Origin of the sequence: Micromonospora sp. NPDC049359 (genome assembly GCF_044466585.1) — a bacterium.
GTDB lineage: Bacteria > Actinomycetota > Actinomycetes > Mycobacteriales > Micromonosporaceae > Micromonospora.
In genome coordinates this window covers 67,797-89,493 of record NZ_JBITMW010000008.1, presented here as the reverse complement: position 1 = coordinate 89,493, position 21,697 = coordinate 67,797, and the positions used below count along the sequence as shown (strand labels likewise).

Annotated in this window: 18 protein-coding genes and 2 tRNA genes; 11 read left to right on the top strand and 9 right to left on the bottom strand. The window is 71.9% G+C overall.

The annotated features are described in order from the left end of the window. Nucleotides 1-273: 273 nt before the first annotated feature. Complete coding sequence (locus tag ACIBTX_RS19400) at nt 274-1,590, bottom strand: zinc-dependent metalloprotease (protein WP_357397482.1); 1,317 nt, start codon at nt 1,588-1,590, stop codon at nt 274-276. Nucleotides 1,591-1,705: 115 nt separating this feature from the next. Between ACIBTX_RS19400 and ACIBTX_RS19395 the strand changes: the two genes are divergently transcribed. The 6 genes from ACIBTX_RS19395 (at nt 1,706) to ACIBTX_RS19370 (ending at nt 7,790) form a co-directional block, all read left to right on the top strand. Further along, nucleotides 1,706-2,719, top strand: coding sequence for a PDZ domain-containing protein (locus ACIBTX_RS19395; protein WP_357125946.1), 1,014 nt, complete (start codon nt 1,706-1,708; stop codon nt 2,717-2,719). Between the two features lie 96 nt (nt 2,720-2,815). Next, on the top strand, nt 2,816-5,824 hold the full coding sequence (locus ACIBTX_RS19390; protein WP_363661141.1) for a UPF0182 family protein: 3,009 nt from the start codon (nt 2,816-2,818) through the stop codon (nt 5,822-5,824). A gap of 186 nt (nt 5,825-6,010) precedes the next feature. Beyond that, on the top strand, nt 6,011-6,520 hold the full coding sequence (locus tag ACIBTX_RS19385; protein WP_357125941.1) for a SigE family RNA polymerase sigma factor: 510 nt from the start codon (nt 6,011-6,013) through the stop codon (nt 6,518-6,520). Continuing rightward, the gene (locus tag ACIBTX_RS19380) at nt 6,510-7,448 is read left to right on the top strand and encodes a hypothetical protein (protein WP_357125938.1); all 939 of its coding nucleotides are present in this window, start codon (nt 6,510-6,512) and stop codon (nt 7,446-7,448) included. Before ACIBTX_RS19385 ends, ACIBTX_RS19380 begins: the two co-directional genes overlap by 11 nt. 60 nt (nt 7,449-7,508) lie before the next feature. Then, nucleotides 7,509-7,582 (top strand) — tRNA-Met (locus tag ACIBTX_RS19375). A gap of 131 nt (nt 7,583-7,713) precedes the next feature. Next, a tRNA-Met gene (locus ACIBTX_RS19370) sits at nt 7,714-7,790 on the top strand. Between the two features lie 110 nt (nt 7,791-7,900). Here the strand turns inward: ACIBTX_RS19370 and ACIBTX_RS19365 are convergent. Next, nucleotides 7,901-11,680 carry a S8 family serine peptidase gene (locus tag ACIBTX_RS19365; protein WP_396832816.1) on the bottom strand — a complete coding sequence of 1,260 codons (3,780 nt, stop codon included), beginning with the start codon at nt 11,678-11,680 and terminating at the stop codon, nt 7,901-7,903. A 172-nt stretch (nt 11,681-11,852) separates the two neighbouring features. Here ACIBTX_RS19365 and ACIBTX_RS19360 point away from each other — a divergent pair, with 172 nt between their 5' ends. After that, nucleotides 11,853-12,104: a hypothetical protein gene (locus ACIBTX_RS19360; protein ID WP_357125931.1), complete on the top strand. Its 252-nt coding sequence runs from the start codon at nt 11,853-11,855 to the stop codon at nt 12,102-12,104. A 50-nt stretch (nt 12,105-12,154) separates the two neighbouring features. Here ACIBTX_RS19360 and ACIBTX_RS19355 read toward each other — a convergent pair whose 3' ends face one another. Further along, nucleotides 12,155-13,486 carry an extracellular solute-binding protein gene (locus tag ACIBTX_RS19355; protein WP_357125928.1) on the bottom strand — a complete coding sequence of 444 codons (1,332 nt, stop codon included), beginning with the start codon at nt 13,484-13,486 and terminating at the stop codon, nt 12,155-12,157. A gap of 148 nt (nt 13,487-13,634) precedes the next feature. Between ACIBTX_RS19355 and ACIBTX_RS19350 the strand changes: the two genes are divergently transcribed. Continuing rightward, on the top strand, nt 13,635-14,468 hold the full coding sequence (locus ACIBTX_RS19350) for a phosphoribosylaminoimidazolesuccinocarboxamide synthase (protein WP_396832815.1): 834 nt from the start codon (nt 13,635-13,637) through the stop codon (nt 14,466-14,468). Between the two features lie 19 nt (nt 14,469-14,487). Here ACIBTX_RS19350 and ACIBTX_RS19345 read toward each other — a convergent pair whose 3' ends face one another. Both ACIBTX_RS19345 and ACIBTX_RS19340 read right to left on the bottom strand, forming a co-directional pair. Next, on the bottom strand, nt 14,488-15,384 hold the full coding sequence (locus ACIBTX_RS19345) for a hypothetical protein (RefSeq protein WP_357125922.1): 897 nt from the start codon (nt 15,382-15,384) through the stop codon (nt 14,488-14,490). A 17-nt stretch (nt 15,385-15,401) separates the two neighbouring features. Beyond that, nucleotides 15,402-15,695, bottom strand: coding sequence for a hypothetical protein (locus ACIBTX_RS19340; RefSeq protein ID WP_357125918.1), 294 nt, complete (start codon nt 15,693-15,695; stop codon nt 15,402-15,404). A 104-nt stretch (nt 15,696-15,799) separates the two neighbouring features. On the opposite strand from ACIBTX_RS19340, the gene ACIBTX_RS19335 reads away from it, so the two are divergent. Next, nucleotides 15,800-16,249: a hypothetical protein gene (locus ACIBTX_RS19335; RefSeq protein ID WP_355050553.1), complete on the top strand. Its 450-nt coding sequence runs from the start codon at nt 15,800-15,802 to the stop codon at nt 16,247-16,249. A gap of 21 nt (nt 16,250-16,270) precedes the next feature. Here ACIBTX_RS19335 and ACIBTX_RS19330 read toward each other — a convergent pair whose 3' ends face one another. The 3 genes from ACIBTX_RS19330 to glpK form a co-directional block, all read right to left on the bottom strand. Beyond that, nucleotides 16,271-16,720: a YbaB/EbfC family nucleoid-associated protein gene (locus ACIBTX_RS19330; protein ID WP_357125914.1), complete on the bottom strand. Its 450-nt coding sequence runs from the start codon at nt 16,718-16,720 to the stop codon at nt 16,271-16,273. An 88-nt stretch (nt 16,721-16,808) separates the two neighbouring features. Beyond that, nucleotides 16,809-17,231 (bottom strand): DUF3592 domain-containing protein, encoded by a 423-nt coding sequence (locus ACIBTX_RS19325; RefSeq protein WP_357175336.1) that lies wholly within the window; start codon nt 17,229-17,231, stop codon nt 16,809-16,811. Nucleotides 17,232-17,234: 3 nt separating this feature from the next. Next, nucleotides 17,235-18,719, bottom strand: a complete 1,485-nt coding sequence (gene glpK, locus ACIBTX_RS19320) for a glycerol kinase GlpK (protein ID WP_357125908.1) — start codon at nt 18,717-18,719, stop codon at nt 17,235-17,237. A 76-nt stretch (nt 18,720-18,795) separates the two neighbouring features. Here glpK and ACIBTX_RS19315 point away from each other — a divergent pair, with 76 nt between their 5' ends. Further along, a complete protein-coding gene (locus ACIBTX_RS19315) occupies nt 18,796-19,734 on the top strand; it encodes a ribose-phosphate pyrophosphokinase (protein ID WP_357125905.1) in 939 nt (312 codons plus the stop codon). 263 nt (nt 19,735-19,997) lie between these two features. On the opposite strand, the gene ACIBTX_RS19310 is transcribed toward ACIBTX_RS19315, so the two are convergent. Continuing rightward, the gene (locus tag ACIBTX_RS19310) at nt 19,998-20,438 is read right to left on the bottom strand and encodes an ATP-binding protein (protein ID WP_357125902.1); all 441 of its coding nucleotides are present in this window, start codon (nt 20,436-20,438) and stop codon (nt 19,998-20,000) included. Between the two features lie 120 nt (nt 20,439-20,558). Between ACIBTX_RS19310 and macS the strand changes: the two genes are divergently transcribed. Further along, nucleotides 20,559-21,683: a MacS family sensor histidine kinase gene (gene macS / locus ACIBTX_RS19305; RefSeq protein ID WP_357125899.1), complete on the top strand. Its 1,125-nt coding sequence runs from the start codon at nt 20,559-20,561 to the stop codon at nt 21,681-21,683. Nucleotides 21,684-21,697: the final 14 nt, after the last annotated feature.

Below are 21,697 nucleotides of genomic sequence, written 5' to 3'. Positions count from 1 at the left end.
GCCGTCGCCGTGCCCGGTTGCCCCGCCTGGCCGCCGCGCCGTCGAGGCGTCGGCCGCCCCGCGCGGGGTTGTCGCGGGCGTGATCCAAGCGGGTTCCCGGAAAGCGCGGCGTCCAGGCCGCGCGGACAACCCGCTTTCCAGGAAGCCGAGTGGATCATCAAGCCGCGCCGGGCGCGTGTCGGACGCCCGAGCCGAGCCGGGCGCGTGTCGGACGCCCGAGCTGCGCCGGGCGTGTGCCGGACGCCCGACTCGCGGGCGCCCGGCCTGGCCGCGTCAGCTCTTGGTGCCGCCGTCCGTGCCGCTGTCGCTGTCGTCGTTGTCGCCCTCGTCGTCGTCGGACTCGCCCGGCGCCTTCTCGTGCGCGCCGCCCGGGGCGGTGAAGTCGAAGCTGTCCAGCTCGCTCAGGTCCATGTCGTTCATCGCGAACGCCACCGGGTCGGCGAAGTCGTCGTCCGAGGGAAGCAGATCCGGGTGACCCCAGACGGCGTCCCGGCCCTCGATGCCGCGGTGCTGGGTGAGCGCCGCCCACAGGGCCGCCGCCTCGCGCAGCCGGCGCGGGCGCAGCTCCAGGCCGACGAGCGCCGCGAAGGTCTGCTCGGCGGGGCCACCGGCGGCCCGGCGGCGGCGGAACGCCTCGCCCAGCCGTACGACGTTGGGCAGCCGGTCGCCGGCGGCGCTGTCCACCACGTGGCACACCCAGCCCTCCACCAGGGCCAACGCGGTCTCCAGGCGGGCCAGCGAGGCCTTTTGCGCCGGAGTGTCCTCGGGGGTGAAGATGCCTTCCAGGGCGATCGCCTGCATCGACTCCGGGTCGGTCGGGTCGACCCGGCCCATCGCCTCCTCGATCGCCTCACGGTTGACCCGGATGCCAGCGGCGTACATCTCCACGGCGCTGAACACGTGTCCGCGCAGCCACGGAACGTGCTGGAACAGCCGCTGGTGGGCGGCCTCGCGCAGCGCCACGTAGAGGCGTACCTCGTCCTCGGGAAGTTCCAGGCCCTCGCCGTACGCGCGGATGTTGGCCGGAATCAGCGCGGCCGTGCCGGCCGGGCCGAGCGGCAGCCCGATGTCACCGGCGGAGAGCACCTCCGCGGCGAGCGAGCCGAGGGCCTGCCCGAGCTGGCCGCCGAAGAGCGCGCCGCCGAGGGTGGCCACCATCGACTGCATCGGGCCGAGCTGGGCGCGCGCCTCCGGCGGCACCAGGTCACCCATCGCGCCGACCATCCGGCTGGCCACCGGGTCGCAGAGCTTGCGCCACACGTCGAGCGTCTTGAAGATCCACTCGTTGCGGTTCCAGGCGACCGGGGACTGGATGCCGGACGGCCACGACGTGGCCGGCTCCAACCACAGGTCGGCCAGGCGCAACGCCTCCTCGACGGCGTTGCGCTCGTACGGTGACACGGCCGGATCACCGGCGGCGGCGAGCTGGCTGGCCGCTACCTGCCGGGCCAGGTCCCAGTTGACCGGCCCGCTGCCCGGCGCCGAGAGCAGGTGCTGCAACTGCGACATGAACTGCTGCATCTGCGCGGGATCGTTGGGGTCTGGTGGTTGCCCACCCGGGAGCGCGAAACCGAACGGAATATCAGGCACGACCTCTACGGTACGCGCGCCGCGCCCCAGGTAGTCGCCGCTGGCGTTGCGCTGAGGGCGAAGTCGTGTGACGCATCCGTCGGACCGGCCGGTGGCGATCGGTACGCTCTGGCGCATGAGACGTCGTGGCCTGACGGTCCTGCTCGGTGCCCTGTTCACCGCCCTGCTGAGTATCGGGGTGCTCCGGGTGCCGATTCCGTACGTGGTGCTCGGCCCGGGCCCGACGGTCAACACGCTCGGGACGACCGACGGTAAGGAGGTCATCCAGGTCACCGGCCGAGAGACCTCCACGTCGGCGGGCCAGCTGCGGCTGACGACGGTGGGGGTGCAGCCGACGGTTCGGCTCCGCTCGGCGATCGCCGGCTGGTTCTCCGACGACGAGGCGGTGGTGCCGCGCGAACTGGTCTACCCGCCGGGGGAGTCGACCGAGCAGGTCGAGCAGCGCAACGCCGAGGACTTCAAGGTGTCGCAGACCAGCGCCGAGACCGCCGCGCTGCGGGAACTGGGCTTCCCGGTGCAGGTCGTGATCAAGACGGTCGCGGCGGACGGCCCGTCCGCCGGGACGCTCAAGGTCGGCGACGTGGTCACCTCGGTCGACGGTCAGCCGGTGCCGGTGGCTGCCAAGGTCACCGAGTTGATCCGGGCCAAGCCGGCGGGTACGGCGCTGACCATCGGTTACACGCGCGACGGCACGCCGGCCACCGCGACGGTGACCAGCCGGGAGCAGGACGGTCGGCCGCGGATCGGCGTCGAGATCGACCAGCAGCAGCCGCACCCGTTCACGCTCGGCATCGACCTGGAGGACATCGGCGGGCCGAGCGCCGGTCTGATGTTCGCCCTGGGCATCGTGGACAAGCTGACCCCGGCCGACCTCACCGGCGGAAAGGTCATCGCGGGCACCGGCACCATCGACGACGAGGGCACCGTCGGTCCGATCGGCGGAATCGCCCAGAAGCTGGTCGGCGCGAAGCGGGCGGGGGCCAAGGTCTTCCTGGTTCCGGCCGACAACTGTGCCGAGGCGGTCCGTAACCCGCAGCCCGACCTGCCGTTGCTGAAGGTGGGTTCGCTGGACGAGGCGCTGACCGCGTTGGAGACGCTGCGCGCGGGTGGTCAGCCGACGCGCTGCTGACCCGTGTGACCGTGCCCCGACACGCTCAGGAACAACCCGTACTCTGGGTGCCTGATCGGAGCCGATCACATCGAGCGTGCGGAGCCAACAGTGGTAATGCGTAGCAGCAGCCCTCTGCCGAGGATGAGCCGGCGCGGCCGGGTCACCATCGCCGTCCTGGTCGGGGTGTTCGTGCTCTTCACCCTGCTCGGTTGGGGTGTCCAGGCCTGGACCGACTGGCTCTGGTTCGACGAGGTGCGCTACACCGAGGTCTTCACCGGCGTGCTCGTCACCCGACTACTGCTCTTCGCAGTCATCGGCCTCGGCATGGCGGTGGTCATCGGCGGCAACCTGTGGCTGGCGTACCGGCTGCGGCCGCGACTGCGACCGCACTCGGCGGAGCAGGCCACGCTGGAGCGCTACCGGATGGCGCTCAGCCCGCGTCTCGGCACCTGGATCGCGTTGATCGCCGCCGTGATCGGCCTCTTCGCCGGGCTGTCCGCCCAGAGTCGGTGGGACCAGTGGCTGCTGTTCCGCAACGGCGGTGACTTCGGTGCCGTGGACCCGGAGTTCGGGGTGGACATCGGCTTCTACGTCTTCCAGCTCCCGTTCTGGCGCTACCTGCTCGGGGTCGGCTTCACCGCCGTGGTGCTGGCGCTGATCGGCGCGCTGGCGGTGCACTACCTCTTCGGCGGGGTCCGCCTCCAGGGCGTCGGGGACCGGATGAGCAACGCGGCGCGCGCGCACCTGAGCAGTCTCGTCGCGGTTTTCGTCCTGCTCAAGGCCCTCGCGTACGTGCTGGACCGGCGGGCGATGCTGCTCGAGTACAACGAGGGCGCCAAGCTGTACGGCGCCGGCTACGCGGACGTCAACGCGCTGCTGACGGCGAAGGAGATCCTGGCGTACATCTCGGTCGTCGTGGCCATCGCGATCGTCGTGTTCTCCAACGCCTGGATGCGGAACCTGGTGTGGCCGGGCATCTCGCTCGCCCTGCTGGGCGTCTCCGCGGTGGCGATCGGCGGCATCTACCCCTGGGCGGTGCAGACCTTCGAGGTGAAGCCGAGCGCCAAGGACAAGGAGGCGCCGTACATCCAGCGCAGCATCGACGCGACGCGGGCGGCGTTCGGGTTGGGCAACACCGAGACCACCCCGTACGCGGCGAGCAACCTGACCCCACCGGCGAACCTGGCCACCGACACGTCCGTCGTGTCCAACGTGCGCCTGCTCGACCCGCAGTTGGTCAGCGAGACGTACACCCAGCTCCAGCAGGTCCGGGGCTTCTACGACTTCGGCCCCAAGCTGGACATCGACCGGTACGGGGTGAACGGCAAGACGTCCGACTACGTCGTCGGTGTTCGCGAGATCAACTACGGCGAGTTGACCGACCAGCAGAACACCTGGATCAACCGGCACACCGTCTACACCCACGGGTACGGACTGGTGGCCGCCCCGGCGAACCAGGTGGTGTGCGGCGGGCAGCCGTTCTTCGTCTCCGGCTTCCTCGGCGAGCGGACCCAGGAGGCGTGCTCCTCGCAGACCGAGCAGATCCCCGCCAAGCAGCCGCGCATCTACTACGGCGAGCGGATGGCCGCCGACGACTACGCGATCGTCGGGCAGTCCGACCCGAACAAGAAGGCCGAGTTCGACAGGCCCGTCGGTGAGGGCGGCGGTGAGTCCTACACCTACACCGGCGAGGGCGGCGTCAAGCTCGATTCCTTCTCGCGACGGCTCCTCTACGCCATCAAGGAGCAGGAGTCGAACTTCCTGCTCTCCGAGGCGGTCAACAAGGACTCCAAGCTGCTGTACGTGCGCAACCCGCGGGACCGGGTCGAGAAGGTCGCGCCCTTCCTCACGCTGGACGGTGACCCGTACCCGGCGGTGGTCGACGGTCGGGTGCAGTGGATCGTCGACGGCTACACGACGGCCGCCACCTTCCCGTACGCCGAGCGCGTCAACCTCCAGGTCGAGACGACCGACGAGCTGACCAACCGGGGCACCTTCCAACTGGCCCGGGAGAACGTCAACTACATGCGCAACTCGGTGAAGGCCACCGTCGACGCGTACGACGGCACCGTGACGCTCTACGAGTACGACGACACCGACCCGGTGCTCAAGGCGTGGAACAAGGCGTTCGGCGGTGACCTGATCAAGCCGAAGGCGGACATCCCGGTCGAGTTGAACGAGCACTTCCGCTACCCGGCGGACATGTTCAAGGTGCAGCGGAACCTGCTCACCAAGTTCCACGTGACCAACCCGGGTGACTTCTACTCCGCGCAGGACTTCTGGCAGGTGCCGAACGTGCCGGACGCGCCGGACAGCGGGCAGAAGCAGCCGCCGTACTACCTGTTCACCCAGTTCCCCGGGCAGGAGAGCCCTCGGTTCCAGCTCACCTCGGCGGTCACCCCGAACGGCCGGCAGAACCTGGCCGCGCTGATCTCCGGGTCGTACGTCGACGGCAAGCCCCGGCTGGAGGTGCTGGAGTTGCCGGACCAGACCCGGATCTCCGGGCCGGTGCAGGTGCACCAGCAGATGACCAACAACGCGAACATCCGTCAGCAGCTCAACCTGCTCTCCAGCAACCAGGCGCAGGTGCAGTACGGCAACCTGCTGTCACTGCCCTTCGCCGACGGGATGCTCTACGTCGAGCCGGTCTACGTGAAGAGCAACCAGCAGGACGCGTACCCGCTGTTGCAGAAGGTGCTGCTCTCCTACGGTGACGGCGGCTCGTTCGTGGCGCTCGCCGACAACATCAACGACGGCATCAAGCAGTTGGTCGATCAGGGTAAGAAGGCCGGGCAGGGCACCTCGCCGCCGCCCACCACGGGTGGCAACCCGACCAGCCCGTCGCCGGGCGCGACGCCGAGCGCGACCCCGAGCGCGACGCCGAGCGCGACCCCGACGCCGGGCGGCACCGCCCCGCCGGCCGGCGATCTGGCCGTCGCCGCGGACCGGGTGCAGTCCGCCATCACGGAGGTTCGCGCCGCGCAGACCTCCGGGGACTTCGAACGGTACGGCCGCGCGCTGAAGGCGCTGGACGAGGCGTTGACCGCGTTCCAGCAGGCGCAGCAGGCGAGCGGCGGCGCGCCCCCGCCGTCCGGCACCCCGAGCGCCACGCCGGGCGGCTGACCAGCCGCTCGTCAGGCACACCGGAGCCCTCGACGTCGGACCCCCGGGTCCGGACGTCGGGGGCTCCGTCGCATCCGTACGGTATGCCGGCCTGTCGCCTCTCCGACACGCTTTGTCCAGCCGAGCCGCAACCCCGGCCGGCCCCCTGCCGTCCTTGATGCATCGGGGGCGGACAAGGGGGCAGTCGTGAGGGACGCACAGAGCTTCGACGATTTCTACCGGGGCACCGTCCGGCGGATGATCCGGTACGGCTACGCGGTGACCGGTGACCACACCGAGGCGCAGGACGTCGTGCAGGAGGCGTTCGCGCGGGCCTGGCGGCAGTGGGGGCGGCTCGCCGAGCACCCGGCGCCCGAGGCATGGCTGCGACTGGTGGTCTCCCGGTTGGCGAACGACCGTTGGCGGCACCTGCACCGTCGGCGGGTCCTGCTGAGCCGCAGCGGTCCGCCGCCGACCGCGCCCCCACCGGGTGAGGACGGGGTGCTGCTCGTGAGCGCGCTCCGTCAACTGCCGGCCGCGCAGCGACAGGCGCTGGCTCTGCACTACCTCTTCGACATGTCGGTCGAGGAGATCGCCCGGGAGGCCGACGTGCCGGTCGGCACCGTCAAGTCCTGGTTGTCCCGCGGCCGGTGCCGGCTGGCCGTACTGCTGCCCGACGTCCACATCGACGAACTGGAGGCGAACGATGTCCGCTGAACTCTCCGACCTGTACCGATCGCTCACCGTCGCCGTGGACGACGTGACGGTGGCACCTCCCGAGGTGGTCCGGCGGCACGCCGACCGGCGGGCCCTGGTCCGAGCGGCGGGTAGCGCGCTGGCGGTGGCGGTGCTGCTCGGTGGGGTCGCCGTCGGCGGACGCCTGGCGTTCCCCGTGGACGGGTCCGTGCCGCTGCCGCCACCGGCTGACACGCCGGCCCCGCCGTCGGTCGCGGGCAGTTCCACGCCCACCCCGTCGGCGTCCGCGCCGCCCACGCCGCAATCGTCGTCCCCGACGCCGTCGCACACCACCGCAGGGGGTACGCGGTCGGGCGCGCCCACCGGCCAGGCCACCGCCCACGCGCCCACCTCGATCCCGGACCGGGCCTTCTTCGTCCTGGCGGCCGCCAACCGGACCGGTCTGGAGTCGACCGCCGCGGGGCCGGTCCTGCCGACGCTGTGCGGCGCCCGGTACGCCAGCGAGTCGGCGGTGGTGCAGCGCCGTGCCCGGTCGATCGCCTACAAGCGGCCGGAGACCCCGGCCGGGAATGTGCCGGACGGCAGTTACCGGCACAGCATCACCATCTACCGTCCGGGCCGCGCCGACGACGCGCTGCGGGAGCTGCGGCAGGCCGTGCGCGCCTGCCCCGAGCAGAAGATGCCCGACGACACCAGGGTCTGGCGGCAGCGACTCCTGGACCCGGGTGCGTACGGCGACGAGTCGGTGCTGTTCGAGCTGCGGGCCCCGTACCCGGCGGGCATGGGCGACCCGGGCGCGTACGAGGTGCGGCTGGTCCGGGCGGTCCGGGTCGACGACGTGGTGACGGTGCTCTGGGAGCAGGGCTGGGAGTATACCGCCGCCGAGCGCGCGCAGGTGGACGCCGACAGCCGGCGTGCGGTGGCGGCGATCGAGAACTGGCTGGGCTGACGGCGGTATCGGAGTCGCTTTGCGGTGCCCCGGGTCGGTGCGCTACGGTTAGCGAGCCGACGCGGGGTGGAGCAGCTCGGTAGCTCGCTGGGCTCATAACCCAGAGGTCGCAGGTTCAAATCCTGTCCCCGCTACGAGAGAAAGCCCGTCTCCGATCTTCCGGAGGCGGGCTTTCGTCATTGGCGCGTCCGCTCGCGCGGTTGCCCGGTGGGGCGACCCCCCGCTGATCATCGCCGGGACGAGTGGGTTAAGCTTTAACAGCCGACGCGGGGTGGAGCAGCTCGGTAGCTCGCTGGGCTCATAACCCAGAGGTCGCAGGTTCAAATCCTGTCCCCGCTACCACGAGGTACGACAAGAACCCGGTTCCCGCACAGGGACCGGGTTCTGTCGTTCCGGTCGACGTCGCCGCCGTCGCGGGCGGGGGCCGGCGCGAACCGGCCCCCGCGCACATGTCACCGCAGGCCGAAGGCCCGCATGACGGTCTGGGTGACGCCACCGCCGTTACGCTGCTTGGCGGTGACCCGGATCGACACGTACCCGGCCCGGCCCGGCGCGTTCAGGGCCGCCGTCCAGGTGCCCCCGCGCTCCTTGAGGCTCTGCCGTTGCCAGGTGCGTCCGTCGTCGTACGACACCTCGAGGCCGAGCGAGGAGACGCCGTCCTTCGCGGCCGTGCTGCCCACCACCACCGGGGTGATGGTGAGGTCGTTCCGGCGCGCCGCGCGGCCCGCCAGGTCCACGTCCGTGCCGTAGTCCAACTGGACCAGCGGCATCGCCTGCACGTCCGTGCCAGCGACAGCGGCGGAGAAGAAGGTCCAGTCGGTACGCGTGCTCGACGAGTACGGGCTGAACTCCGGCTTGGTCTCCGTCTCGACGACCAGCCGGTACGGTGACCGCTGCGCCGGCAGTTCACCGGCGAACAGCTCCGGCCAGTTCTCGAACTGCACCAGTTGCCGGTCGCCCTGGTAGAACGAGATTCGTTGCAGCATCGCGGCCCCGCCGCTGTGCGCGGACCCCCCGTCGCCGAACCCCTGGATGTAGGCGCTGATCCCGAACTCGCCCCGGAACGGGATGTCGTACGTCAGCAGGCGTGGCCGCGTGATGGGCCCGAACCAACGGTCCTTCTGGACGCTGCCCGGCCGGTAGGCGATCTCATCCGTGTACGACCGCCCCCAGTTGAGGACGTCGGCGAACTGCTTCCACCGGACGCCGTCGCCGGCGGAGACCCAGTCGGTACGTGGTCCCGGGGCCACCGGCTGGAAGCGGAACCCGCGAGCGGCCGCCCACTCGTACGGCGGGAAGTCCGTCCGGGTCTCGGCGGCCTGCTGGCCGGGTGGTGGGGCGAACACCAGGTCGATCCGGGCGAGGTGCTTCGGGTCGGTCCTGGGCGACGGGTCGACGGGTACGCCGCCACGGTGGTAGTCGACCAGGTCGTACAGGTACCGCGACGAGGGGTGGGCGGTGACGGTGAGGCGTACCCCCTTGCGGCCGGCGGCGGTGATCTTGCCGATCAGGCTCTCGCCGTCGCCCGCGATCAGTGACGCGACCGGGAGCGGCCCGTTCGTCGTACCGTCGGATTCTCCATACCACTCGCTGGCGCGGCCCTCGCCGTCGTTGACGACCAGGAGCAGCGCCGCGCCGGCGGCGGTCGCCGCCTTGACCCGGTCCGACGGGGACACGGCGTCGTCGCGTCGGACGACGACCGCCTTGCCGCGGGCCGGGACCCCGGCGTAGTCCGCCGTCGCGCCGGTGCCGGCGAAGACGGCGTCCAGGCGCGTGGTGCCGTCGGTCAGCGGGCGGGCGCCCGGCTGTGCGAGTGGGTCACCGGTACGACGGCCGTCGTGACTGATCTCCAGTGGCGTCTGCTCCGCCCGGATCCGGGTGGTGAAGACGAAGCTGCCCTCCCGCACCGTGCCCCTGGTGGGGAGCGCCCACAGACTGTCGTAGGTGGCGCCGGGCCAGAACGTCTCGCGCAGGGCGCTCGCGTCGCTGGGCGTCGGCTCGCGCGAGGTGAACGAGCGGTAGACGTCGATGCGGCTGTTGGTGACGGCGGTCGGCTGCGCTGTCGCCACCTTCACCTGACGGGCCGCCGAGGCGTCGAGTACGACGACCCGGTTGGTCGTCAGCTCGACCTCGGGCACGGTCAGCATCGCGAGGCCGAGGGAGCCGTCGCCGTGCAGGCCCTCGACGTCGACCGCGCCGACCACGGTGTAGGAGCCGGGGGCCCATCGGCTGACGAGTTTTCCATCCCGTACCCACATGAAGGTGGAGACGCCGTCGGCGCTGACGATCTCGACCTCACCGCTCATCGGCCGGCCGCCGCGGTCCCTCAGGTGGATCGTGAGGTCGTACTTCCTGGACTCCACCGCGATCCCGACGGCCGTGTGCACGGCACCGGCCGCGTGGCGGGCGGTGATCCGGGCGGAGTACCGGCCGGGGGTCAGCGCCTTCGGGTCCACCACGACGTCGACTGTCGAGGTGCCCCCCGCCGGTACCGTCACCTGGCTGGCACCGACCGCGAACGTCGTGGCGGGGGCGTCGGCGCCCTCGACAGCGAGCGCCAAGGTGATGGCGCTGCCCGTGGTGTTGGTGTAGGTGATCTTCCGAGTGATCGGCTTCGGCTGCGCGCCGGGCGACCACGGGACGAGTCCGGCGTCGACCGATCCGGTGGCGATGATCTGGTCCTGGTGGTAGGCGGCGGCCACGTTCACCCGACCACTACCGGCCCGGTAGGCGCTGTAGTCGGGCGTGGGCACGCTGGTGCCCATGAGGGCGTCCTTGATCTGGCTGGCGCTCCAGGTGGGGTGCTTCTGCGCCAGCAGGGCGGCGGCTCCGGCGACGTGCGGCGCCGCCATCGAGGTGCCGCTGTCCAGACGGTAGAACCCCTCGCCCCACTCGATGTGCTGCGAGCGCGCCGCCAGCACGTCGACGCCGGGGGCGGTCAGGTCGGGCTTGAGGCCGTCGTCGATCATCCGGGGCCCGGCGCTGGAGAAGTCGGCCAGGTGGTCGGTGGCGTCCACCGCGCCGATGGTGAGCGCGGCGTCCGCAGTCCCGGGCGCGCCCAGGGTGTACGGGTCGGGACCGCTGTTGCCGGCCGAGACGACGAAGAGCGCGCCGGTCTCGGCGGTCAGTTGGTTGACGGACTGGCTCAGTGGATCGTCCTGGCTGTGCCAGGCGCTGACGCCCAGGCTCATGTTGATCACCTTGGCGTGTTCGGTCCGTGCCGCCCACTCCATGCCGGCGATGATCCCGGAGATCGAGCCGCTTCCGAAGTCGTCGAGGACCTTGCCGATCACCAGGTCGGCGTCGGGGGCGACACCCCGCTCCCGACCGTCCGACGCGGCGCCCGTCCCGGCGACCGTGGAGGCCGTGTGGGTGCCGTGCCCGTTGCGGTCGATGACGTCCTGGCCGGGGATGAAGCTTCGGGACGCCACGATCCGGTTCACCAGGTCCGGGTGGGTCGTGTCCACTCCGGTGTCCAGCACGGCCACCCGTACGCCGCTGCCCGTCCCACCGGCGGCCCAGGCCGCCGGCGCGCCGATCTGAGCGGTGGTGTCGGCGAGGGCGGCCTTCGCCCTGCCATCGAGCCACACCTTGTCGATGCCGGCCGTGAAGGAGGGCGTCGCGGTGTCGGCGGCGCGGGCCGTCGACGCCGTCCCGCCGGGCTGGCGGCCGCCGGTGAGGGCCGACCAGAATTCGGCGGCCCGTGGGCGGTGGGCGCGGATCGCCTGGCCACGGACCGACGGCAGGTCCAGCGTGGTCTCCGCGCCCGGCAGGTCGGTGCGGCTCCGCAGCGCCGCCGAGCCCGCGGTGCGGGTGACGACCAGGGGGAGCGCGTCGGCCCGCGCGTCGTCGAAGCCCTGGGCGACGAGCTGGGTGACGTCGAAGAGTTGCTTGTCGAGGCGACCGGTGGCCAGGTACGGCAACGCCTCGTCCGGATACACGTAGGTGTCGCGGCCCTCGGTGGCGATGCGTACGGCGCCGGTGGCGCCCGGGGCGCGGACGACGTCCACGGTGGGCGTCGTGCCGTTGCGCCCGGGGGTCACCGTGACCCGGTCGCCGGTGACGAGCGTGACCGTCACGGGTGTGGCCGCGGCGTCAGCCGCCCGGCCCGGCGGCGCCGTCGGGGGTGGGGACGCCGGAGCGCCGTGGGCCGTCGTTGGGGTGACGAGAGCGGTGACGAGGGTGACGCCCACCGCTGCTGCCGCAGATCTTCGGGTGAGAGAGAGCCGCACAGTGCCTCCTGAGATGACCAGTTGCCGAATCCGATCATCTGGATGGATCGATGTAAAGATCATCTCTTTTACCGTGTGGTTGCGGGCGCATTGCGCGGCCCGCCGTGCCCGGTCCCGTGAATTTGGCGTCTACCGCCGTGCCGAGGTTGCGCCCTTCGGCGAGGATGGGCGCATGTCTTCCTTCGGCAAGTGGTGGGGCCGGCTCAGCGCGGTCCTCGGTGCGGTGGTCCTGGCGGTCTTCGTGCCGGTCGCGGCCTGGGCGTCCACGGGGGCCGGCGAGGTGGTGGTGGAGGCCGCGCGGCGGCGCTCCCGTGGTGGCGGCTTCGGCTTCCTCGGTCTGCTCTGCTGCCTCGTGGTGGTCGCGATCATCGTGTTCCTGGTGCTGCGCCTCACGCGTAACCGTCGCGGCGGCCCGCCGCGCTGATCCGTCGCGCTCGTGGGCTGAGCCCGACCCGTCGCGCTGACGACCCGGGCTCAGCCCGCCAGGGCGCCGATGGCCTGGGACAGGAAGCGGGCGGTGGCCTCTCGGGTACCGTCCCGTCGGACCCGGACCCGCTCGGCGGCGGTGACCAGCAGGGTGCGTACCTTGGCGTGGCCCTTCGGTGGCGGTGACGGCGCTGGCCCGAGCTGATCGGCCAGGCTGTCCCCGAGAGCGGCGGCGCGCTGCTGGGCCGGGTCGGTGATGCTGCCCTGGGTGTACCGGCGAACGGCGAGACTGGGGTTGAGGCCCCGCTCGTGGCCGAGGACCGTGCCGGCCTCGCCGTTGGTGGTCAAAAAGTTGATCACGTCGGCCACGGTGTCCGGGTGGCGGGTGCCCCGGAAGCCGGCCCAGTACATCGACGCGCGTGCCCACTGGGCGCCCGGCGGCCCCGGGAAGCCCACCACGCCCAGCTCGGAGTCGGTGAGTCGTTGCAGCTCCGGCAGTTGGTGGGACCAGGCGAAGGACGCGGCCGTCAACCCGGTGACCACCGGCTGCCGGGACGGCTCCCCGCTGTCGGCCTGCTCGACGAGGGCCGCGCCCGGCGTCGCCCGGCCGGCGCGGGCCCGCTGCCACAGCTCGAACCAGGCGATCAGCTCGTCGGCGCCGAAGCCCAGCTCCCGACCCCGGTAGAATTCGCCGCCCTGGGACCGGAGCCAGAGCCAGAGGGCGCGGTAGTCGCCGGACGCGTCCATCGTGCCGGCCACCTGGTCGTCGCTGGCCTCGGTGACCAGCTGCGCCCAGGCGATGTAGTCCGCCCAGGACATTCCGCCACGCGGTTCGGGCACCTGTAGCTCGCGCAGCAGGTCCCGGTTGAAGACCACGGCGGCGAGTGTCTGCCCGGCCGCGACCCCCGTCGTCCGCCCGTCCACCGTGCCGTACCGGACCAGACCCTCCGGCAGGCCACGCAGGTCCAGTCGGTGATCGGCGATCGGCTGGCTCAGGTCGAGCGTGATCTGGCGTTGGGTGTACTCGGCCAGCATCGAGTCGTCGAGCTGGATCAGGTCCGGGACGTTCCCGCCGGCCGCCTGGGTGGCGAGCCGCTCGTAGTAGCCGTCGACGCCCTGCCAGGTCACCCGGAAGGTGACCCCCGGGTTGCGCTCGGAGTACAGCCGGAGGACCTTCTCCGTCAGCTCGGCCCGCTTCGCCCCGCCCCACCAGAAGACCGACAGCTCGACCGGGCCGTTCCCGGTCGAGGTGTCGGCGCCGTCGCTGCACCCGGCCAGGCCGCCGGTGGCCAGCAGGGGAGCGCCGAACAGCGCGGTGAGCACCCGGCGTCGGCCCGGGTCGGCGGCAAACCGGTTGATCGGGGGACGAACAGCGGACACGGGGTCTCCTGGCACCGACGGACGGGGGTCGGACCATTCACGCAGGCGGCGCAGGAGGGTGTCAACGTCCGTCCGGTCACCCCGGTCGGCCCGTGGGCCCAGGGGTGGCCGGACGGACCCGGCGGCGTCACGTGGTGTACTAGGGCACGTGGAACTTCTGCACTCGGGCAAGGTCCGGGACGTGTACGCCGACGGCGACGACCTGATCCTGGTCGCGTCGGATCGCATCTCGATCTACGACGTGCCGTTGCCGACACCGATCCCGGACAAGGGTCGACTGCTCACCGCGCTCTCGTTGTGGTGGTTCGAACAGCTCGCCGACCTGGTGCCGAACCACGTCATCTCGGCCACCGATGTGCCGGCCGAGTTCGCCGGCCGGGCGATCCGCTGCCAGCGGCTCGACATGGTCCCCGTCGAGTGTGTCGCCCGCGGCTACCTGACCGGCGGCGGCCTGTGCGAGTACGAGCGCACCGGAACGGTCTCCGGCGTACCGCTGCCCCGAGGGCTCGGCGAGGCGTCGATCCTGCCCGAGCCGATCTTCACCCCGTCGAGCAAGGCGCCGGCCGGCGAGCACGACGAGCCGATCACGTACGACGACGTGGTGGCCAAGGTGGGCCAGGAGACCGCCGAGCGGCTGCGGCAGATCACCCTCGACATCTACCGGCGCGGGGCCGAACTGGCCGCCGACCGGGGCATCCTGATCGCCGACACCAAGATTGAACTGGGTTGGGCGTCGGACGGCACCCTGGTGCTCGCCGACGAACTGCTGACCTCTGACTCGTCGCGGTTCTGGCCCGCCGAGTCGTACCAGCCGGGCCGTGTGCAGTTCTCCTACGACAAGCAGTACGTGCGGGACTGGGCCACCGGTAGCGGCTGGAACAAGCTGCCGCCCGCGCCGGACGTACCCGCCGAGGTCGTCGAGGCGACCCGGGCCCGCTACGTCGAGGTGTACGAGAAGCTCACCGGCAACCGCTGGGAGTGACCGCGCCGGCCTGGGACCCTCAGTGGTTCCAGGCGTCGTTCCCGAACAACCTCGACCACAGGTTGTCGACCACGCCCGAGGTGCCGTAGACGGTGTCTCCGTCGCCGTCCGTGCCGGCCGGCGCGACCTGGGTGCCGCCTCCGTACACCAGGTAGCCGGGGCCGGTCGGGGAACCGACCGCGTGTCGGGCGCCGCTGTGGATGCCGTACCCCACGAAGTCGCGCTCCCACTTGGACAGGAACCCGGCGGCGACATTGTCGAGCCCGTCGACGGTGGCCTGGACCAGATCCTTGAGCACCCCGACGTCGCCGCTGCCCAGGTGGGTGCCGACGTCGAACGAGGCGGCACCCGCGATGGCCGCCGCCCCGCCGGTGGCGATCGCCTCGGCCATCGTCTCGATCCCCTTGAGGAAGCTGAGCGCCGAGGCGGCGAACGAGTTCGCCGTCGCCAGGGCGGACGCCGCAGCCGGTGCGCCGACGACGGTTGCCCCGGCCGCCGCGATGAAGGCGGCGAAGACCGCCAGGATGGTGGACACCACCGCGTACGCCACGACGAGGCAGAGTAGGGCGGCTCCGACGCAGAGCATGGTGACGCCCACGGTGACCGTGAGGACCTGGGTGCCGACGATCTGCGTTCCGTACGCGTTGATGTGCACCCCGAACGCTTCGCGGTCCTTGCCGCTCCACTGGGCCGCGGTCAGGGTCGCGAGGGCGTCGTCGAGGTTGCCGTGGGCGGTGCCGAGTTGGTCGTACATGGCCAACCAGTCGCCGCCCTTGCGCATGATCGTCTCGGGGTCGCACTGGTTGAAGTAGACGATCTGGGCGATCGGCCAGGCGGCGGGGATGACCGCGGCGGCCAGGCTGATCTCCGTCATCGCGAGTTTCGCGGCGGCTGCGGGGTAGGTGGGGTCTGCCATGTCGGTCTCCGGCGTCCTCAGCGGGGAGCGATGGTGCTGGCGGTCTCGGCGGCCTCCCAGTTGTCCGCCGTACGGCCCAGCCGGGACCGGACCTCAGCGAGGTGCTCGCGCTTGGTGCGCAACTGCTCCTCGACGAACTCGATCGCGCCGACGTAGGCGACCGCGAGCTGCGGCACCACCGAGGTGAAGTTGCTGTGTTCGATGGCGCGGGCGGACTCCAGCAGTTCGGCGCAGGCGTCGAGGGGCGGCCCGACCTGACGCTCGATCGTGTCGCCGAGCGCGCGGATCGCCGGCGGGTCAACCTCGATCATCGACTCTCCCCGTGTACGTGATCGATGTTCATGGTGCCGGAGCGCGGACAGCCTAACAGGATCATGGATGGGCGTGAGTGCCCGTCGCTGGTAGCCTGCGAACCATGGCAGCCGGACGTTCCGCGTCGACGCCCCCCGAGGACTACCTGACCCGGATGGCCCGCCGACCGCGCTGGCAGCGGGTTATGGTGCCGATCCTCATGCTCCTGGTCCTGCTGGTGCTGCCCATCGGCCTCGGCCGCAACCTGATCGGCGCCGAGCGGGTGAGCATCCAGGTCGAGTCCTGTGACAACGGTGGTCCCAAGGGGACCCAGCGGTGCCGGGGCACCTGGAACATGTCCGACGGAAGGGTGGTCAGCGGCCCGGTGGGCGGCGGCTCGTTTCACACCGGCGACCGGGTCGACGGCTGGGCCAACGGCGACCGGGCCACCGCCAGCCTGATGGCCTGGCTCATCGCCCCGCTGATGGTGGGCGCGGTCCTGTTGGCGGTGACGGTGGCGCTCGCCGTCGTCTTCCTGCGGGCGGGCGTGCAGCGGGTGCGGCGCGGCCGCTGACCCGCTCCTGGGCTGGCGCCCTCAGACCCCCAGTTGACGCCGCAGCCGTTCCAGCATCTCCGTGCTCTCCCGGAGCGGCCCGCTGACCATGTCGTTGAGCTGCGCCAGCTTCGCCTGCGCTGCCGCCGGGTCGTGGAGCACCGCCGCAGGGCCGGCCGGGCCACCCAACTCACGCATCACCTCGTTGGTCGCCCGCGCCAGGTCGGCCCGCGCCTCGCGCAGGAGGCCGGCGACCAGCTCCGACAATTCGGCGGCGGGCAGTCTCAGGGCCCGTGGGTCGAGGTGTAGTTCCCGCGCCGGGTCGTCGGCGGTGCAGGTGACGCGCACCAACCCGTTCTCGCTCTCGGCGTGACCGGTCAACCCGGTCAACCGTTCGCGCAGCTCCTCGCCGCGGCTCAACTGCTCGCGCATCCGCGCCGACAGTTGCGCCATCACGTCCGGATTCGGTGTGCCGCCGATCGGCCCGCTCATCGTGTCCCTCCCGCTGTCGTCGATGTGACCGGCCGACGGTACCCACCACGGTCCACCCATGGGGGATCGGACCACTGTGGAGCGCGAATCAGCCCAGGCTCACAAAGATCCCGACGCCGACCAGCAGCACGGTCACGCTGACGGTGAGCAGCGAGACGAACGGGACCAGCACCGAGGACCTTCCGACGATGCTCGGCGACTCGACGAGGATCCGGTTCGGACGCTCGGGTTCGTACACCACGGTGACCGGCCCGGGCGCGGCCGAGAGCGGGGTCTGCCGGAAGCGCCCCGGCGTCGCGGTCACCTCGGTCCCGTCGACCAGTCGGTACCGCACCACCGGGTAGTAGGTGCGGGGACCGTTCCCCCGGGTCACCGGACGCAGTTCCACCACCTCACCCGGCGTTCGTACGCCCCGGCGCAGCAGACCGAGGTCGCGCCGGAACCGGACGAGGGCGTACGCGCTTCCGGCCAGGCCGAGGCCCGCCAGGATCGCCAGGACCACCTGCGGCATGACTCACTCCTCCCAGTCGAGCGTGCGCTGGACGGCCTTGCGCCACTGACGCAACTCCCGCTCACGCAGCTCGGCGGCCATCGTCGATTCCCACCGCGCGTCGGAGCGCCACTGCGCGCGCAGGGTGGCGAGGTCGGGCCAGAAGCCCACCGCCAGGCCAGCGGCGTACGCGGCGCCCAGGCAGGTGGTCTCGGTGATCCGGGAGCGGACCACCGGGACGTCGAGCACGTCGGCGAGGAACTGCATGAGCAGCGTGTTGGCGGTCATCCCGCCGTCCACCCGGAGTCGGCGCAGCGCCACGTCGGAGTCGGCGTCCATCGCGTCGACCACCTCGCGGGTCTGCCACGCCGACGCCTCCAGCGCCGCCCGGGCCAGGTGCCCCTTCGTGATGTAGCCGGTCAGGCCGGCGATCACCCCCCGCGCGTCGCTGCGCCAATGCGGGGCGAACAGGCCCGAGAACGCCGGCACGACGTAGCAGCCGCCGTTGTCGTCCACGGTGCGGGCCAGGTCCTCCACCTCGGCCGCGGAGGAGATCAACCCGAGGTTGTCCCGCAGCCACTGCACCAGCGATCCGGTGACCGCGATGGCGCCCTCCAGGGCGTACGCCGGTGGTTGGTCCTTGATCCGGTAGGCGACCGTGGTGAGCAGGCCGTGCGTGGACGGCACCGGGGTGGCGCCCGTGTTGAGCAGGAGGAAGCTGCCGGTGCCGTAGGTGCACTTGGCCTCGCCGGGCTGGAAGCAGGTCTGCCCGAACAGGGCGGCCTGCTGGTCGCCGAGCGCGCTGGCCACCGGCACCCCGGCAAGCACGCCGGTGGCCGTCCCGTACACCTCGGCCGAGCAGCGGATCTCGGGCAGCATCGCGGCGGGCACGCCCAGCGCGTCGAGCAGCTCCGGAGCCCAGTCGAGGGTGGTGAGGTCCATCAGCAGGGTCCGGCTGGCGTTGGTCACGTCGGTGACGTGCTCACCGGTGAGCTTCCAGATCAGCCAACTGTCCATCGTGCCGAACAGCACCTCGCCGCGCTCCGCGCGCTCGCGTAGGCCGTCGACCTCGTCGAGCAGCCATCGCAGTTTCGGGCCGGCGAAGTAGGTGGCCAGTGGAAGACCCGTGCGGGCCCGGAACCAGTCCTCGCCGTACGCCGAGGCGAGCTCGCGTAGCAGCGGGCCGGTGCGGGTGTCCTGCCAGACCACGGCGTTGGCTATCGGCCGGCCGGTGGCCCGGTCCCAGACGACGGTGGTCTCCCGCTGGTTGGTGATGCCCACGGCGGCGAGCCCCGACGGATCGACGCCGGCGGACCGCAGCGCCTCGGCGACCACCCGCTGGACGTTGTCCCAGATCTCCTCGGCGTCGTGCTCCACCCACCCGGGGCGGGGAAAGATCTGCCGGTGCTCGCGCTGGGCCGCGGCGACGATCTCCCCGGCGGCGTCGAACACGATGCACCGCGAGGAGGTGGTGCCCTGGTCGATGGCGGCGACGTACTGGGGGGTCACGGCAGCACCGTACCCGCAGTGGCGGCGTGGTGCGACACGCGTCACGTCGGCCCCGCGTCGCCTACGATGTGCGAACGTGCGCGACATCGCCGTTTTCAGTGGAACTGCCCATCCCGACCTCGCCGCCGAGATCTGCGCCCACCTGGGGGTGCCGCTGCATCCGGTACGGGTCTCCCGGTTCGCCAACGACTGTCTCGAGGTGCAGTTGCAGGCCAACTGCCGGGAGCGGGACGTCTTCCTGATCCAGCCGCTGGTGCCGCCCGTGCAGGAAAATCTGGTCGAGCTGCTGCTGATGATCGACGCGGCGCGGGGCGCGTCCGCCGGCCGGATCACCGTGGTGCTTCCGCACTACGCGTACGCCCGCTCGGACAAGAAGGACGCGCCACGGATCTCGATCGGCGCCCGGCTCGTCGCCGACCTGCTGACCTCGGCGGGAGCGGACCGGGTGCTGGCGCTGACCCTGCACTCGCCGCAGGTGCACGGCTTCTTCAGCGTCCCCGTCGACCACCTGCACGCGCTGCGGGAGTTGGCCACGCACTTCCGGCGGTACGACCTGAGCAACACCGTGGTGGTCTCGCCCGACCTGGGCAACGCCAAGGAGGCAGCCGCCTTCGCCCGGCTGCTCGGCACGCCCGTCGCGGCCGGCGCGAAGCAGCGGTTCAGCGACGACCTCGTCAAGATCAGCGCGGTGATCGGTGAGGTGGCCGACCGGGACGTCATCGTGTTGGACGACGAGATCGCCAAGGGCAGCACCGTGATCGAGTTGATGGAGCACCTGCGCGACCTGAAGGTCCGCTCGATCCGGCTGGCCTGTACGCACGGCCTGTTCTCCGGCGACGCGCTGCGCCGGCTCAGCGACCAGGACGGCGTGTTGGAGATCGTCTGCACCAACACGGTCCCCATCCCGGCCGAGAAGCGGGTGGCGAAGCTTCAGGTCCTCTCGGTCGCCCCGGCTCTGGCCGAGGCGATGCGCCGAATCCACAACGGCGAGTCAGTCTCCGCCCTCTTCGGCTGACCGCCCCGCCCCGGCCCTCCCCGCCCCCCGCCCTCGCCCCGCCCGCCCCCTCGCCCCGCCCGCCCCCTCGCCTCGCCCCGCTTCGGCTCGCCGATCTTGCACTTTGTGCTGCCCAAATGTCGCCTTGGGACCGCTTCGTCGCCACCGAAAGTGCAAGATCGGCGGGGCGCGGCGCGGCGGGGCGGGGCGCGGCGGGGCGCGGCGGGGCGCGGCGGGGCGCGGCGCGGCGCGGCGGGGCGCGGCGGGGGCGGGGTGGGGTGGGGTTAGGGGGTGGGGAGGGTGGTGGTGATTCGGACGGTGGTGCCGGCGGAGCTGGTGGCGATCTCCATCGCGTCGGTCAGCTCGCGGGCCAGCCAGAGGCCCCATCCGCCGGCGGTCTCCGCGGCGGGACGACTCCGGTCGCCGAGGCGCTGCGGGGTGATGCCGTGCCCGTGGTCCGCCACCTCGCAGAGCAGCTCGCCGGGCTCCTGCCAGAGCCGGAGCCACCCGCGCCCGCCGCCGTGCCGCACCGCGTTGGTGATCAGTTCGTTGACGGCGAGCACGAAGTCGTCCAGCCGTTGGCCGTCGAGGCCGCAGGCGTGCGCGCAGGAGGTGACCGAGTGTCGAATCTCGGTCACCTGGGCCTGGTCGAAGGCCTCGGCGATCAGGAGGGCGGGTTCGATGGGCACAACCGTACGCGGTGCGTGCGGATCTGCATTCGTCATGGCCCTGTCCCGGCGGCGGATCTCGGAATATTTCGCGGCTTTTCAACCGTACGTCAGGGTTTCCTGGACCGCACCACGTGGCCCCCGCGTCACCGACCCGGCTGTGGCATCCTGACCGCCATGCCGTCGCCGCCGGGTGGTTTCGAGGTGCCGCTCTGGCGGGCGCTCACCGTCTTCCGGCTGGCCTCCCTCGGGTACGTCGGCGTGCTCGCCGTACGCGACGCCGACCGGTACGCCCACCCGATCATCGTCGGCGCCCTGGTGCTGGTGATGGTCATCTGGACCGGGCTGGCCGCCGTCGCGTACGCCCGACCGGCCTGGCGTCGCTGGCCACTGCTGCTGGTCGACCTCGGCGTGGTGATCGCCATCGTGCTGTCCAGCCCGTGGGTGGTGGGGCGGCAGGCGCTCGGGCACGGCGTACCCACTCTCGGGGTGGCCTGGATGGCCGGCCCGGTGCTGGCCTGGGCCGTCTCCGGCGGCCGGCGGCGCGGCACGGTGGCCGCGCTGCTGGTGGCCGGCGCGGACCTGGCCACCCGGGAGCGGATCGGCCAGTCCTCCTTCACCGGGGTGATCCTGCTGCTGCTCGCCGGGGTGGTGGTCGGGCACGTCGCCCGGCTCGCCGTGCGCGCCGAGGAACGCCTGCAGCACGCGGTGGAGCTGGAGGCGGCCACCCGGGAGCGGGAGCGGTTGGCCCGCGGCATCCACGACTCGGTCCTGCAGGTGCTGGCGTTGGTGCAGCGGCGCGGCGCGCACCTGCCCGGTGAGGCCGGGGAGTTGGCCCGGCTCGCCGGTGAGCAGGAGGCCGCGCTGCGCGCTCTGATCGCCGGCACCACGCCCGCCGGAATCACCGGGACGGACGCGGTGGACCTGCGGGACCTGCTCGGCCGGTACGCCTCGACGGCGGTGTCGCTCTCGGCGCCCGCCACCCCGGTGACCCTGCCCCGGCAGGTGGCCGGCGAGTTGGCGGCCGCCACCGGCGCGGCCCTGGACAATGTCGGCCGCCACGCCGGGGGACGGGCCTGGGTGCTGGTCGAGGACGAGGGGGAGACCGTGACCGTGTCGATCCGTGACGAGGGGCCGGGCATCGAAGAGGGCCGACTGGCCGAGGCCGCCGCGCAGGGGCGGCTCGGTGTCACCCAGTCGATCCGCGGCCGGGTGACCGACCTGGGCGGGACGGTCCGGATCATGTCGAGCCCCGACGCCGGCACCGAGATCGAGCTGACCGTGCCGAGGACGCGGCCGTGAACGCCGTGCGGGTG